Annotated in this window: 14 protein-coding genes; 10 read left to right on the forward strand and 4 right to left on the reverse strand. The window is 65.0% G+C overall.

The genetic code is table 11. From position 1 onward, the window contains the following. Window positions 1-6: 6 nt before the first annotated feature. The 5 genes from ccoP (at window position 7) to ccoS (ending at window position 5332) form a co-directional block, all read left to right on the forward strand. Window positions 7-882, forward strand: a complete 876-nt coding sequence (ccoP, locus tag AC0L23_RS04420; protein WP_018457131.1) for a cytochrome-c oxidase, cbb3-type subunit III — start codon at window positions 7-9, stop codon at window positions 880-882. A 111-nt stretch (window positions 883-993) separates the two neighbouring features. Beyond that, a complete protein-coding gene (gene ccoG / locus AC0L23_RS04425) occupies window positions 994-2460 on the forward strand; it encodes a cytochrome c oxidase accessory protein CcoG (RefSeq protein WP_085362245.1) in 1467 nt (488 codons plus the stop codon). A gap of 15 nt (window positions 2461-2475) precedes the next feature. After that, window positions 2476-2961, forward strand: coding sequence for a FixH family protein (locus tag AC0L23_RS04430; protein WP_085362246.1), 486 nt, complete (start codon window positions 2476-2478; stop codon window positions 2959-2961). Window positions 2962-2972: 11 nt separating this feature from the next. Beyond that, window positions 2973-5165: a cation-translocating P-type ATPase gene (locus tag AC0L23_RS04435; RefSeq protein WP_085362247.1), complete on the forward strand. Its 2193-nt coding sequence runs from the start codon at window positions 2973-2975 to the stop codon at window positions 5163-5165. Further along, window positions 5165-5332, forward strand: a complete 168-nt coding sequence (ccoS, locus tag AC0L23_RS04440) for a cbb3-type cytochrome oxidase assembly protein CcoS (protein ID WP_007594007.1) — start codon at window positions 5165-5167, stop codon at window positions 5330-5332. Before AC0L23_RS04435 ends, ccoS begins: the two co-directional genes overlap by 1 nt. On the opposite strand, the gene AC0L23_RS04445 is transcribed toward ccoS, so the two are convergent. Next, a complete protein-coding gene (locus AC0L23_RS04445; protein ID WP_085362248.1) occupies window positions 5329-6531 on the reverse strand; it encodes an MFS transporter in 1203 nt (400 codons plus the stop codon). The genes ccoS and AC0L23_RS04445 overlap by 4 nt on opposite strands. Window positions 6532-6629: 98 nt before the next feature. Continuing rightward, on the reverse strand, window positions 6630-7112 hold the full coding sequence (locus AC0L23_RS04450) for a cupin domain-containing protein (protein ID WP_085362249.1): 483 nt from the start codon (window positions 7110-7112) through the stop codon (window positions 6630-6632). Window positions 7113-7354: 242 nt separating this feature from the next. Between AC0L23_RS04450 and AC0L23_RS04455 the strand changes: the two genes are divergently transcribed. Together AC0L23_RS04455 and AC0L23_RS04460 are read left to right on the forward strand one after the other, a co-directional pair. Next, window positions 7355-7639 (forward strand): hypothetical protein, encoded by a 285-nt coding sequence (locus AC0L23_RS04455; RefSeq protein ID WP_085362250.1) that lies wholly within the window; start codon window positions 7355-7357, stop codon window positions 7637-7639. 81 nt (window positions 7640-7720) lie between these two features. After that, entirely contained in the window at window positions 7721-8437 is a 717-nt protein-coding gene (locus AC0L23_RS04460; RefSeq protein ID WP_085362251.1) for a peroxiredoxin-like family protein, read from the forward strand. Between the two features lie 24 nt (window positions 8438-8461). Here AC0L23_RS04460 and AC0L23_RS04465 read toward each other — a convergent pair whose 3' ends face one another. Next, the gene (locus AC0L23_RS04465; RefSeq protein ID WP_018457123.1) at window positions 8462-9349 is read right to left on the reverse strand and encodes a LysR family transcriptional regulator; all 888 of its coding nucleotides are present in this window, start codon (window positions 9347-9349) and stop codon (window positions 8462-8464) included. 177 nt (window positions 9350-9526) lie between these two features. On the opposite strand from AC0L23_RS04465, the gene AC0L23_RS04470 reads away from it, so the two are divergent. From AC0L23_RS04470 to AC0L23_RS04480, 3 genes are all read left to right on the forward strand, one after another. Next, complete coding sequence (locus tag AC0L23_RS04470) at window positions 9527-10342, forward strand: 3-hydroxybutyrate dehydrogenase (RefSeq protein WP_094183368.1); 816 nt, start codon at window positions 9527-9529, stop codon at window positions 10340-10342. Window positions 10343-10410: 68 nt separating this feature from the next. Beyond that, entirely contained in the window at window positions 10411-11556 is a 1146-nt protein-coding gene (locus AC0L23_RS04475) for a patatin-like phospholipase family protein (RefSeq protein ID WP_018457121.1), read from the forward strand. Between the two features lie 36 nt (window positions 11557-11592). Then, window positions 11593-12591: an oxygenase MpaB family protein gene (locus AC0L23_RS04480; protein WP_210350865.1), complete on the forward strand. Its 999-nt coding sequence runs from the start codon at window positions 11593-11595 to the stop codon at window positions 12589-12591. Window positions 12592-12718: 127 nt separating this feature from the next. On the opposite strand, the gene glgA is transcribed toward AC0L23_RS04480, so the two are convergent. Then, window positions 12719-14134: a glycogen synthase GlgA gene (glgA, locus tag AC0L23_RS04485; RefSeq protein WP_085362252.1), complete on the reverse strand. Its 1416-nt coding sequence runs from the start codon at window positions 14132-14134 to the stop codon at window positions 12719-12721. Window positions 14135-14285 lie beyond the last annotated feature (151 nt).

Here is a 14285-nt window from a genome sequence, read left to right on the forward strand (position 1 = left end):
GAGACCATGACCGATCATCATAGCGACATCGATTCCGTCACCGGCAAGTCCACGACCGGACATGAATGGGACGGCATCAAGGAGCTCAACACGCCGCTGCCGCGCTGGTGGGTGATCAGCTTCTACCTCACCATCGTCTGGTCGATCGGCTACTGGATCGTGTATCCGGCCTGGCCGCTGATCTCCAGCAATACCACGGGCCTGTTCGGCTACTCGACACGCGCCGATGTCGCGGTCGAGCTCGCCAATCTCGAGAAGATCCGCGGAGCCAAGATGGTTGCGCTGGGCGCGGCCTCGCTCGCCGACATCGAGAAGGACCCGGCGCTGCTGGCGCTCGCGCGCGCCAAGGGCAAGACCGTGTTCGGCGACAATTGCGCGCCATGTCACGGCTCAGGCGGCGCGGGTGCCAAGGGCTATCCGAATCTGAACGACGACGACTGGCTGTGGGGCGGTTCGCTCGACCAGATCATGCAGACCATCCAGTTCGGCGCACGTTCCGGCCACGCCAAGACGCATGAAGGCCAGATGCTCGCATTCGGCAAGGACGGCGTGCTGAAGCCGGATGAGATCGTCACGGCCGCCAACTATGTCCGGGCACTGTCGGGCCTTCCGACCCGCAAGGGCTATGACGCGGCCAAGGGCGAGAAGATCTTCGCGGAGAATTGCGTCGCCTGCCATGGCGACGGCGGCAAGGGCAACCCGGAGATGGGTGCCCCCAACCTGACCGATAAGATCTGGCTCTATGGTTCGGACGAGGCGACGCTGATCGAGACCATCAGCCAGGGCCGCGCGGGCGTGATGCCGGCCTGGGAAGGGCGGCTCGATCCCGCCACCATCAAGGCGATGGCAGTTTACGTCCACTCGCTGGGCGGCGGAAAATAGCCAATCCGGGACACGCGGAGGCGAACAAAAAAAGCCCCCGCTTGCGCTGGATCAACTGACGCGGCGGCGTCGGGTGTAGGTTTTATCGCACCTCTCGAAAAGCTGCAGGCGATGAACAGGACCGCGAACCCAAAAGAGCTCCCATTAGACGATGACAACGGGCCGCTCTATGTGGCCCAGAAGAAAGTCTATCCCCAGAGCACCTCTGGCACCTTCCGCCGGATCAAATGGGGCCTGATGGCCTTCTGCCTCGGCGTCTACTACTTCCTGCCGTTCGTGCGCTGGAACCGCGGACTCGGCGCTCCCAGCCAAGCGGTGCTGATCGATCTTCCCAACAGTCGCTTCTATTTCTTCTTCATCGAGCTGTGGCCGCAGGAGGTCTACTACTTCACCGGCCTGCTGATCGTCGCCGCGGTGGCGCTATTCCTGATGAACTCGGTCGGCGGCCGTATCTGGTGCGGCTATCTCTGTCCGCAGACGGTGTGGACCGACCTGTTCTATGCGGTCGAGCGTCTGATCGAGGGTGACCGGCGCGAGCGGATGAAGAAGGACAAATCGTCCGACCCGATGAAGCTGGAGCGGATCTCCGAGATCGTGCTCAAGCATTCGATCTGGCTCTTGATCGGGTGGTGGACCGGCGGCGCCTGGGTGCTCTATTTCAACGACGCACCGACGCTGGTCAAGGAACTCGTCACGTTCCAGGCGCCGATGCTCGCCTATGTCTGGATCGGCATTCTCACCGCGACGACCTATCTGCTCGCCGGCTACATGCGCGAGCAGGTCTGCACCTATATGTGCCCGTGGCCGCGCATCCAGGCGGCGCTGACCGATGAATGGGCGCTCAACGTCACCTACCGCTACGACCGAGGCGAGAAGCGTACGTCGGTGAAGAAGGCGGCCGAGCTGCGCGCGCTCGGGCAGCAGGTTGGTGATTGCGTCGATTGCTACCAGTGCGTGGCGGTCTGCCCGACCGGCATCGACATCCGCAACGGACCGCAGATGGAATGCATCCAGTGCGGGCTCTGCATTGATGCCTGCGACAATGTGATGACGAAAATCGGCCGGCCGAAGCGGCTGATCGGCTATGACAACGACGTCAACATCCAGCGCCGCCAGGAAGGCAAGGCGCCGATCTACCGCATCGTCCGGGCCCGCACCGTCGCCTACAGCGCGATCATCGCGGCGGTCGGCGGCATCATGATCTATACGCTGGCGACTCGCAGCCTGCTCGACGTCAACGTGCTGCACGACCGCAACCCGATCGCGGTCAGGCTCAGCGACGGCTCGATCCGCAATGCCTACACGGTGCGGCTGCTCAACAAGAGCGGTTACGACCGGGTCATCGCGATCGACGCGAGCGGCCCGGTCAATGCGACAATCCATGTCATCGGAATCGATTCTGTGACGCCGGACCGGCCGATGATCGTGGTTCCGCGCGACTCCACCAGCGAGCTGCGGCTGCTCGTGACCGCTCCGGTGGAGGGCAATCCGGAAAAGTCCATCCCGGTTCACTTTCACGTCACCGATATCGGCCTCGGCGAAGTCGCCAGCGCCACCGACAATTTCGTCGCGCCCTAGGATCAGGAGTTCGCCATGGCAACCAAGCCGCTGACCGGATCAAAAGTGTTTCTGATGCTGGTCGCCTTCTTCGGCGTCGTGATCGGCGTCAACGCGACCATGATGAAGCTCGCGATCGCGACGCTGCCAGGGACGGACGTCGACAGCCCCTATGCCGCGGGCCTCACCTATGACCGCGAAATTTCGGCGGCGCAGGACCAGGCCGCGCGCAAATGGAAGGTCAACGCCCATGTCGAGCGCCGCGCCGATGGCGGCGCCGTGCTTCAGGTCGAGGCGCGCGACGCGAGCGGCCAGCCGATCGCCGGACTGAAATTCGGCGGCCGCCTGGAGCGGCCGACCGACAAGCGCGCCGATCTCGCCATCGAGCTCTCGGAGGCCGGCATCGGCCTCTATCGCGGCAATGTCGCATCGGTCGTGCCGGGCCAATGGGACCTGGTGATCGAGGGCGAGGCGCGGGGAACGCGCGTGTTCATGTCCCGCAACCGCGTGATCCTGAACTGAAGGATTTTGCCATGCACGTCTCGCGGGACTTTTCGCATTACGTCCGGACTGCGGGCGAGGGCGTCCAGCACATCGATCTCGCGGTCGAGGGCGTGCACTGCGCCGGCTGCATGGCCAAGATCGAGCGCGGGCTATCCGCGATTCCCGACGTCATGCTGGCGCGCGTGAACCTCACCGACCGGCGCGTTGCACTGGAATGGAAGGCGGGCACGCTCGATCCTATCAGCTTCATCGACCGCCTCGAAGAGCTCGGCTACAAGGCCTATCCTTACGAGACCGAGAGCGCGGAGGCGACCGAGGTCGCCGAATCGCGCTTCCTGCTGCGCTGCCTCGGCGTCGCCGCGTTCGCCACCATGAACGTGATGATGCTGTCGATCCCGGTGTGGTCCGGCAACGTCTCGGACATGCTGCCGGAGCAGCGCGATTTCTTCCACTGGCTGTCGGCGCTGATCGCGCTGCCGGCGGCGGCCTATGCCGGCCAGCCGTTCTTCCGCTCGGCCTGGCGCGCGCTGTCGGCCAGGACCACCAACATGGACGTGCCGATCTCGATCGGCGTGACGCTGGCGCTCGGCATGTCCGTGGTCGAGACCATCAACCACGCCGAGCACGCCTATTTCGACGCGGCGATCATGCTGCTCACTTTCCTCCTGGTCGGTCGCTTCCTCGACCAGAACATGCGGCGGCGGACCCGCGCGGTCGCGGGCAATCTCGCCGCGCTCAAGGCGGAGACCGCGGCCAAGTTCGTCGGGCCCGACGAGATATCCCAAGTGCCGGTGGCCGCGATCTATCCCGGCGACATCGTGCTGCTGCGGCCCGGCGAGCGCTGCGCGGTCGACGGCACTGTGATCGAGGGCCGTTCCGAGATCGACCAGAGCCTGATCACCGGCGAGACGCTCTATGTCACGGCCGAGCAGGGCACGCCGGTCTATGCGGGATCGATGAACATCTCAGGGACCTTGCGGGTGCGGGTCTCGGCGGCCTCCGAGGCGACGCTGCTCGCCGAGATCACGCGGCTGCTCGACAATGCGCTGCAGGCGCGCTCGCGCTACATGCGGCTCGCAGACCGCGCTTCGCGACTCTACGCGCCGGTGGTGCATGCCACCGCGCTCGTCACCATCCTCGGCTGGGTCATCGCGGACGCCGGCTGGCATGATGCCATCGTGACCGGCGTCGCGGTGCTGATCATCACCTGTCCCTGCGCGCTCGGGCTCGCCATTCCGACGGTACAGACCGTGGCCTCTGGCGCGATGTTCAAGGCGGGTGTGCTGCTGAATTCCGGCGATGCCATCGAGCGTCTCGCGGAAGCCGATCACGTCATCTTCGACAAGACCGGCACGCTGACGCTGCCCGATCTCGAAGTGATGAATGCGGCCGATATTCCCGCCGATATCTTCGAGCTTGCCGGGCGGCTCGCGCTGTCGAGCCATCATCCGGTCGCCGCCGCGGTCGCGCAGGCCTCCGACGCCAGATCGCCGATCGTTAGCGCGGTCGAGGAGGCCGGCCAGGGCGTGCGCGCTGTGCTCGATGGCATCGAGATTCGCCTCGGCCGTCCGTCCTTCTGCGGCGCCGAGACGCTGGTCTCCGACGTGACAAATCTCGATCCCGAAGCCTCCGTCGTGGCGTTCAGCAATGGCAGCGAAAAATTCATCCTCTCCGTGCGCCAGGGCCTCCGTCCCGATGCGCAGGCTGTGATCGCGGCGCTGAAGGCGCGCAATATCGGCATCGAGATTCTCTCCGGCGACCGTGAACCGGCGGTGATCGCGGCGGCCCATGCGCTGGGTATCTCCGAATGGCGAGCCGGCGTGACCCCGGCCGACAAGATCGCGCGGATCGAGGTCTTGAAGCAGCGGGGCATGAAGGTCCTGATGGTCGGCGACGGCATGAATGATGCGCCGTCGCTGGCGGCAGCGCACGTCTCGATGTCGCCGATCTCGGCCGCGCATTTGAGCCAGGCGACCGCCGATCTCGTCTTTCTCGGCCGGCCGCTGGCTCCGGTCGTCGCCGCCATCGATGCTTCGCGCAAGGCGCTGCACCTGATGCGGCAGAATCTCTGGCTGGCGATCGGCTACAATTTCCTCGCGGTGCCGGTCGCGATCAGCGGCGTCGTCACGCCCTTGATCGCGGCTGCCGCCATGAGCGGATCGTCGATCCTGGTGATGCTGAATTCGCTGCGTGCGCGCGGTGCCCCGCGGGAGATCGTGTGATGGAAATTCTGGTCATCCTGGTGCCGCTGGCGCTGATGCTCGGTCTCGCCGGTCTGGCCGCTTTCCTTTGGTCGCTTCGAAGCGGCCAGTACGACGATCTCGACGGCGCCGCCTGGCGCGCCATCGCCGACGACGAGCCGCCGCAGGAGGCGCCGGCCAAGCGCTAGCGCTTCAAGGCGAGCGTCAGCAGGGCCGCGACAGCGAGCGCCAGGCCCACCCCGGCCACGCAGGCATGCCAGCCATACGCGTCGAACAGCCGGCCGAGGACGGCGGTGCCGACGAGCCCACCGCAGAAATAGCAGGCGAGATAGGTGCCGCTGGCGATGCCGCGGTTTACAGCCGCAGCCTGTCCGACGAATCCTGTCGCAGCCGCTTGCGCGGAAAAGGTGCCGCTTCCGACCAGAACCATCCCGGCGAGGACCGCGCCCAGGTGCGGGACCAACATCAGCGGCAAGCCGACCCCGGCGATGGCGAGCGAGCCCCAGATCGTCGGACGCGTTCCGAGGCGCGACGCCACTTTGCCAGCCAGCAACGTGGTGACCACCGACGGCAGGAAGACGAAGTAAACGAAGCCGAGGTCCATCATGCCCAGCGACAGCGGTGGTCGAACCAGAACGAAATTGACGAATGTGAAGGTGCCGATGAATGCGAACAGGATGCAGAAGCCGATGCCGTAGGCGGCACGCAGCCGTGCATCCTGCCACTGCGCGATCGTCGCGGCAAACGCCGATGCCGTCGACGTCGTTGCACGCGTCGGCTGTACGCGCGCAATGGTGAAATAGACCAGGGCGGCACCGGCCAGATTGAGGGCCGCGAAGAAGTAGAAATTCCATGCCAGGCCAAGGCTATCGGCGATCGCGGCCGACACCAGCCGGCCGACGAGATTGCTGGCGACGTTTCCTGTGATGTAGGCGGCAAAGGCGCCGCCGGAATCCATTGCGCTGCATTGCTCGCCGAGATGAGCCAATGTCAACGCGAAGGCGGATGCCATGCAGAGGCCCTGCGCGACCCGCAGGCCGGTGAAGACGGCAAGATTGGGCGCAGTCGCCAGCAGGCTCGTCGGAATCGCGAGCAGGGTCAGGCTGAGCAGGATGCCGGTCCGCCTGTCGATGTGCGGGCTGAGAAAGCCGACGACGAGGCCTGCGACGGCCATGCCGAACGTGCTGGCGTTGACCGCCAGGCTCATCGCCGCCGGTGCGACGCCGTAGTGACGTGTCAGCGAGGGCAGGATTGCCTGTGTCGCGAAGAGGTCGACGACCGTCAGGAAGGCAGTGAGGCCGATCACGAGAGAGCGAAGCGCAAGACCTGGTGAATGCGCGTCCATCGTCATCGCGGTCGGTTTGATCGGCGCGGAAAGATCGGTCATGGCAGGCCTCCCTTGATGAATGTGGCGCCCGCATGCGGGGCAGCATGGGGATCGCGGGCGCCACATTCCGTCACGCGTGCGCTGGGGTCGCGCACCCGTTACATGTTGTGGTCGTGCGGGTCCTTGCGGACGTCGCCGACATAGAGAATGACCGTTTCCTTGCCGAGGTTTCTCCACCAGTGCGAGGTGCCGGACACCTCCGGGCGGATGTCGCCGGCCTTGTGCACGATCGGATCGACGCAGTTGGAAACGTGTTCGACGATCTCGCCTTGCTGCACGAAGATCAGGGCAGGGCGGTCGTCATGGCTGTGCCAGGGCACGATGCCGCCGGGCTCGATGGTCAGCTTGCGGAAGCGCAGCTCGCGGCCTTCGATATGCGCCGGCTGTTTGCCGAGGTCGATGGCGCCGAGCGTGACGTCGGTGACGCCGACCGGCTTGTAGTCGACCATCTGCTGCGCGTTCGGCTTGATCTTGTCGGCCGGGCATTCGCCGGCGGAGACTGGCTGCGCCGAGAGTGTCAATACGCCGAGGATGGCCAGGCCGGGCCAGACCGCACGCGACAATGTGTGATGCTTGAACATCGGGACGTCTCCTGTGTTGGCCGCAACCGCAATGGTCGCTGGCTATGTTGGGACTTTCGTCGAGAGAGCGCTCGTTCTGAAATGCTCTTTCGCTCTCGCTGCGATAGACCGGCGCTATCGGGCCCGATAGGCGCTCGCTATCGAACCGATTGGGGATTGGCATTTCCGCTTCCCGAGCGACTGGCGTTCGATGGTGGGGCGCCCGGTTGGCGGGCGTTCACGTCACTCCGGAGGAACATCTCATGACGAAATTGTCCAAGACCTTGATTGCCACGGCTGGGTTCGTGGTCATCGCCACATCGGCCTTCTCGGAAGCCACATGGGACTTCAAGGCCGGCATGGCCTACATGTATGGCGGACCCGGCAAGATGTCGGCGATGGCCATGACCCCGGCGGAGAAGAACCACGAGGCCATGATGAAGAACGCCAAGAAAGTCCCCGAGAACACCGTCTTCTTCATGGACAACGGATCGCTGTATTCCACCTCGGGGCGGCTGGACCCGACCGGCAATTTCTACGTGAACTGATCGCGTGCGCATGACGGCCGCCCCTTGCGGGGCGGCTGGATCGGGCACCTAATATTCGTCCCCTGAACGCTGGAGCGCAAGATGACCTCTCTCTCGCCGGCCGATGCCGAGCGGCTTAAACACGCCTTCCAGCGCTGCCGTGACATGGATGGCACGCTGAACGAGCAGCTCCGCGCCTATGCCGACGCCAGCCGCGACGTGTTCCCGGCCTATGGCGAGGCAGTCGACAATCTGGTGACCAGATTGAATGGAAACGGCGGCGGCGAGACCGCGCCGCGTCCGGGCGAGTCGATGCCGCCGTTCATGTTGCCGGACGAGAGCGGGCGTCTCGTCGCGCTGTCCTCACTGCTGGAGAGCGGCCCGGTCGCCGTGATGTTTTTCCGCGGCCATTGGTGTCCCTATTGCCGGCTCAATGTCCGCGCGGTGGTCCAGGCGCTGGACCGCGTCGAGTCCATGGGTGCGCGCATAGTCGCGATCATGCCGGAGACGCAGGAATACACCCAGCAGCTCAAGGCGGAAGCTGGTGCCCCATTTCCGATCCTGACCGACCTCGACAACGGCTATGCGTTGTCGCTCAATCTCGCGATCTGGCTCGGTGCCGAGATCCAGCACCTGTTGTCCTATCAGGACATGGCGAAATTCCACGGCAATGATGGCTGGATGCTGCCGATCCCGGCCGTGTTCGTCGTTGGTCGCGACGGTCTCGTGAAAGCCCGCTTCGTCGATCCGGATTTCCGCAAGCGAATCGAGATCGATGATCTGCTTGAAGCGTTGGAAGGCGCGAGCAGGGAGGCCTGAAAGAGTGAGGAGCGAGCGTGGCTGCTACCCCGCAATCTCCCGCCAATCCGCACCGCGCAACATGCGCATAACGGCATTGGCCACCGCCGTGCGCTGCCGGCCGGCCACCCCGTAGAGGCTGACGGTGCGACGGGCGTCCAGCCCGGCGACCGCAGCGCGCGTCAACGTCTCCGGAACGGGCGAGGTGTGCGGCAGCATGGCGACGCCGATGTCGGCCTCGACCAGCTCGATCAAATCGCGCTCGTTCGAGATTTCGTGACCCTGCTCGATCGCGATGCCGTGCTCGCGCAGGCTCGCCGAGATACGGGCGGAATGCTCGCAAAACGTCCGGCTCAGCAGCTGCTCCGCGCGCAGATCGTCCAGTGCGATGCTGCTGCGGCCGGCCAGGCGATGTCCGTCGCTGACCACGAGCTCGAAGCTCTCGGTGAACAGCGGCCAGACATCGAGCCGCTCCCAGGCCTCGTCGATGTCCGCGGCAATCCCTAGCTCGGCCTCGCCCTTCTTCAGGAACTCGGCCACTTCACGACTCGAGCCGCGCAGGAAGCGGAATTCGAGCCGGTTGAACTGCCGCTTGATCTGGTTGAGATGCGGAATGAGGAGCGACAGGTCGATCGCATGCGTCAGCGCGACGCGGAGCGCGCCGATCTCGCCGCTCCGGAACGAGGAGGCCAGCGATCGGGCGCCGGTGGCCGCTTCGAAACACTGCTTCAGCAGCGGATGCATGCGCTGGCCGAGCTCGGTCAATTGCGCCGCGGGCCGTTCGCGGCGAAACAGATCGCCGCCGAGCTCGGCCTCGAGCTGCTTGATCGCGCGCGTCAGCGAAGGCTGCGTCACGTTGCATTCCTCGGCGGCACGCGTGAAGTTCAAGAGTTGCGCCACCGCGAGGAAATAGCGGACCTGGTGCATTTCCATGGATCGGCTCCCGGCAAGATCAGCCGAAAGCTAGCCGATCGGCGCGGAGAATGACATCCCGACCGCAATAGCGCACAGGCATGGTTTCGGAAGCCAACGGGCATTTCCGTCAAACCCGGCGATGCTTCACAGTCGGCTCAGCACAAGTCGTCATGTCAAAGGAGTTTGCCCGTGAATATGTCCGTCAAACCGCAGACGTCCGCCTCCCGGGCGCTCGCGGGCAAGGTTGCGCTGGTCACGGGCTCAACCAGTGGCATCGGCCTCGGTATCGCGCGGGCACTTGCCGCGGCCGGCGCCGACATCGTGCTGAACGGCCTTGGTGTGGCGGCCGAGCTCGACCGGACGCGCGAGCAGATCGCGGCGGAGTTCGGCGTCAAGGCAAGGTTTTCGCCGGCCGACATGACCAGACCGAATTCGATCGCCGAAATGATCGCGGCGACGGTTGCGCAGGCCGGCCGCCTGGATATCCTGATCAACAATGCCGGCATCCAGCACGTTGCGCCGCTGGAGCAGTTTCCGGTCGAGAAATGGGACCAGATCCTCGCGATCAATCTGTCGTCGGCCTTCCACACCACGCGGCTCGCGCTGCCCGCAATGCGACAGAACGGGTTCGGGCGGATCATCAACATCGCCTCCGCGCACGGCCTGGTCGCCTCGCCGTTCAAGGCGGCCTACGTCGCCGCCAAGCACGGCATCGTCGGGCTCACCAAGGTGACCGCGCTGGAGACGGCAGAAGAGGGCATTACCTGCAACGCGATCTGTCCCGGCTATGTCTATACGCCACTGGTCGAGGCGCAGATCGATGGGCAGGCCAAGGCGCATGGAATCTCGCGTGACCAGGTGATCCGTGACGTGCTGCTGGCGCAACAGCCGAACAAGCGCTTCTCGACCGTCGAGGAGCTCGGTGCGCTCAGCGTATTTCTGTCCACCAACGCAGCGGCCACGATCACCGGGATTGCGTTGCCCGTGGACGGAGGCTGGACCGCGCATTGAGGCGAGCGCGTAACATAGGGTCGCTAGGAGCGAACATGGCAAGGGTACGGGCTCTCAGGGAGCAGAATATGAACGATGTGAAGCGCGATACCAGCGTGTCGAAGGATCTGCCCGGCCAGGTGGTGCTGGTGCTTCAGGGCGGCGGTGCACTCGGATCCTATCAGGCCGGGGTGTACCAGGCGCTGCACGAGGCCGGCATCGAGCCGGACTGGATCATCGGCACCTCGATCGGCGCCATCAATGCCTGGCTCATTGCGGGCAACGCGCCTGACCAGCGGCTGCTGCGCCTGAAGCAGTTCTGGAAACGGATGGAGCAGAATCCGGTCTGGAATCTGCGCACCCCGTTTGCCGGCTTCAATGAAAAGCTCGCCTATTGGTCGACCTTGACCCACGGCATTCCCGGCTTCTTCCGTCCCAATCCATTGGCGCATGCGGGCGATTCCTATCCGCTCGGAGCCGATCACGCCGGCTTCTATTCGACGGCGCCGCTGGAGCGGACGCTGCTCGAGCTTGTCGATTTCGGCCGGATCAACCGCTGCGCGCCACGGTTGACGGTCGGCGCCGCTCACGTCCGCAGCAGCCAGATGCGCTATTTCGACAGCCGCGACGGCGAGCTGACGGTGAAGCATGTCATGGCTTCGGGCGCGCTGCCGCCGGCGTTTCCGGCGGTACGCATCGACGGCGAGCTCTATTGGGACGGCGGCATTCTGTCGAACACGCCGACCGAGGCCGTCTTCGACGACAATCCGCGCAAAAATTCGCTGATCCTCGCCGTGCATTTGTGGAATCCCGCCGGCGCCGAGCCGACCACGATGGCGGAGGTGCTGAACCGGCACAAGGATGTGCAATATTCCAGCCGGATCGCGAGCCAGATCACGCGCCAGCAGCAAACCCATCGCCTGCGCCACGTCATTAGCCAGCTCGCCGCGCGACTGCCTGAAAGCGAGCGCAGCAATCCGGCGGTGAGGGAATTGATCGACTACGGCTGCCCGACCAGGATGCATGTCGTGCGCCTGCTTGCGCCGCAGCTCGACCGCGAGAGCCACACCAAGGATATCGACTTCAGTCCGTCCGGCATCATGCGGCGCTGGGATGCCGGCTATTCGCACACAAAGTCAGTGCTTGAGCGAAGGCCGTGGGTTGGCGAGTTCGATCCGCTCGCGAGCGTGGTGCTGCACGAACATATGGACGAGATGCCGATGGCGGCGGAGTAGGGCCGCAAGCGATCGTCCCCTTCATCGAATTGCCACATGCCTTGCGGATTGTCGGTCCTGGTCCGCAATCGAAAGTCCCTGCAGGTGGTGTCCGGGAGCGAACTTGAATCTGCCCTTGATACCGTCCGCGCCAACGCGGCGGGACCGGTCGCCGGCGTGTTCGGCCCTGACACGGTGACCTGGCAAATCGACCGCGAGGCCGTGATCTTTCTCGGCGCCGGCCGGGCGCTGCTCCTTCAACTCGCGCATCCCTGGGTCGCCGCCGCCATCGCCGAGCATTCGAAAACCCTCGCTGATCCGATCGGACGATTTCACCGCACCTTCGACATCGTCTTTGCCATGGTGTTCGGTTCGCTTGACCGCGCGCTGTTGTCGTCGCGGCAATTGCACCGGCGCCACAGCATGATCGTCGGCGAGATGCCCGAGACCGTCGGTCCATTCGCGGCAGGCTCGCGCTACTGTGCCAACGACATCCCGTCGCTGCGCTGGGTTCATGCCACGCTGGTCGAGACCGCGCTGATGGCGCATGATCTGGTCTTGCCGCCGCTCTCGGCGGACGAACGCGAACGCTACTGGGCCGAGAGTCGGTTGTTCGGTGCGTTGTTCGGGTTGACGGCGCACGATCTGCCGGCGGACTGGTCCGGCTTTGCGGCCTACACCGCGGCAATGACGCAGTCGGATACGCTGACCGTCAGCCCGGCCGCGCGCGAGATCGCCGCGCAGATCTTTGGTGGAGCGCGCCCGTGGTTGCGTCCGCCGCGCTGGTATCGCGCGCTCACCGCGAGCCTGCTGCCGGAAAGCTTGCGTGTGGGATTCGGGTTCGAGCTTGACGAGCGTGACACCAGATCCGCCGAGAAGGCGCTGCGATGGATACGGCGGGTCTATCCAAGGTTGCCAGACCGGCTGCGCTATGTCGGTCCCTACCAGGAAGCGCAAGCGCGGCTGCGCGGAGAGCCGCAGCCCGACTGGATGACGCGGTGCCTCAACCGTGCCTGGATCGGACGGTCGCAGATGGATGTGCGCGGGAGGGGGTGAAGTCCTCCGCCGTTGCCACAAACCACCGTCATTGCGAGGAGCTCTTGCGACGAAGCAATCCAGGCTGCTGCCACGGAAACAGTCTGGATTGCTTCGCTACGCTCGCAATGACGAGGACACGCAGGCCTCACACCGCCGCCAGCTTCCGGTACAGCGCGTTGTAGCTGCCGGCCGGGATGCTCCAGGAGAACGACCGTCCCATCGCACTGCGACGCATGGTGTCGAGCTGGTCCTGCGCCATGAAGGCGGAGAACGCACGGCGGACGCCGCCGAGGAAGGATTCATGCGAAGGTTTTGAGAACAGGAAGCCGGTTTCGCCGTCGGTAATGGTCTCGGCGAGGCCGCCGGTCTGGTGGCCGATCGGCAGCGAGCCGAAGCGCTGGGCGTACATCTGGCTGAGCCCGCAGGGCTCGAAGCGTGACGGCATCAATGTGAAGTCGCTACCGGCGAAGATGCGGCGCGCCTGGGCCTCGTTGAAGCCGATCACGACCCCGATCGCGTCAGGCCGCCGGCGATGCGCGTCGATTAGCGCCTGCTCGAGCGCCGGCTCGCCGGAGCCGGTGACCACGATCTGCCCGCCGGCATCGACGATCTCGTCGGCCGCCGCCAGCACGAGGTCGATGCCCTTCTGGTGCACGAGGCGGGCGACGATGCCGAACATCGGGCCGCGCGACACCGCAAGCCCGAACTGCTTGCGCACGTAATCCGCATTGGCCTTCTTGCCGACCCAGTCGCCGGCGCCGAACTGCTGGGCAAGCTGGGCGCAGGAACGCGGGTCCCAGCTCTCGTCGATGCCGTTGAGGATGCCGGTGAGTTCGGCCGCGTTGGAGCGGACTCGAAGCAGGCCCTCGAGACCGCAGCCGAATTCATCCGTGGTGATCTCCCGCGCATAGGTGCCGCTGACTGTGGTGAGATGCGAGGCGTAGACCAGCCCGGCCTTGAGGAAGGAGAGCTGGTCGTAGAACTCGACGCCGTCGATGTGGAAGGAGCTCTCCGGCGCGCCGATCCGCCGCAGCGAGTCCTTCGGGAAGAGGCCCTGATAGGCGAGGTTGTGAATGGTCAGGATCGACGGCAGCTTGGAGCCGCGCCAGGCGAGGTAGGCCGGCACGAGCGAAGCCTGCCAGTCATTGGCGTGGATCAGGTCTGCTGCCCAATCCTTGTCCAACGTGCCCATCGCCAGCTCAGCGGCGGCCGAGGCAAAGCGCGCGAAACGGATGTCGTTGTCGGGCCAGTCGCGCCCGGACTCGTCACCATAGGGGTTGCCGGGCCGGTCGTAGAGTTGCGAGCACAACAGCACATAGACCGGCAGGCCGTCCTTGGTCGCGGCGCGGCCGAGCGAGCAGGCCGGCATCTCCGCGAACGCCGGACAGCGGCCAACGACCTGGATATGCGTGAGTTGTTCGATGATGTCGCGATAGCCGGGCAACATGACCCGGATGTCGGCGAAAGGACGAAGGGCTCGGGGGAGTGCAGCGGAAACGGCTCCAAGTCCGCCGACGCGGACAAAGTCGTCCATTTCTGTCGTAACGAACAAGACCCTCAAGAACTGCTGCCCTCTGCCGGAGCCCGATTGCTGCTATGCAAGAACGGGTCCAGTTGCCCTGGAATTCCCAAGCCCGCCCGCGAGACGTGTCTGTTCGGTAAAGACTTTCCTACTCAGCGGCCGCCCTCTAGGGTCGGCGCACCAACAACAG

Source organism: Bradyrhizobium sp. MI1.4, from assembly GCF_055811315.1.

Coding starts and splice junctions, on each gene's coding strand:
- AC0L23_RS04480 (WP_210350865.1), top strand. CDS start 11,593: ATGCCTTGCGGATTGTCGGTCCTGGTCCGCAATCGAAAGTCCCTGCAG.
- AC0L23_RS04470 (WP_094183368.1), top strand. CDS start 9,527: ATGTCCGTCAAACCGCAGACGTCCGCCTCCCGGGCGCTCGCGGGCAAG.
- ccoP (WP_018457131.1), top strand. CDS start 7: ATGACCGATCATCATAGCGACATCGATTCCGTCACCGGCAAGTCCACG.
- ccoS (WP_007594007.1), top strand. CDS start 5,165: ATGGAAATTCTGGTCATCCTGGTGCCGCTGGCGCTGATGCTCGGTCTC.
- AC0L23_RS04430 (WP_085362246.1), top strand. CDS start 2,476: ATGGCAACCAAGCCGCTGACCGGATCAAAAGTGTTTCTGATGCTGGTC.
- AC0L23_RS04460 (WP_085362251.1), top strand. CDS start 7,721: ATGACCTCTCTCTCGCCGGCCGATGCCGAGCGGCTTAAACACGCCTTC.
- AC0L23_RS04465 (WP_018457123.1), bottom strand. CDS start 9,349: ATGGAAATGCACCAGGTCCGCTATTTCCTCGCGGTGGCGCAACTCTTG.
- ccoG (WP_085362245.1), top strand. CDS start 994: ATGAACAGGACCGCGAACCCAAAAGAGCTCCCATTAGACGATGACAAC.
- AC0L23_RS04435 (WP_085362247.1), top strand. CDS start 2,973: ATGCACGTCTCGCGGGACTTTTCGCATTACGTCCGGACTGCGGGCGAG.
- AC0L23_RS04455 (WP_085362250.1), top strand. CDS start 7,355: ATGACGAAATTGTCCAAGACCTTGATTGCCACGGCTGGGTTCGTGGTC.
- AC0L23_RS04450 (WP_085362249.1), bottom strand. CDS start 7,112: ATGTTCAAGCATCACACATTGTCGCGTGCGGTCTGGCCCGGCCTGGCC.
- AC0L23_RS04445 (WP_085362248.1), bottom strand. CDS start 6,531: ATGACCGATCTTTCCGCGCCGATCAAACCGACCGCGATGACGATGGAC.
- AC0L23_RS04475 (WP_018457121.1), top strand. CDS start 10,411: ATGAACGATGTGAAGCGCGATACCAGCGTGTCGAAGGATCTGCCCGGC.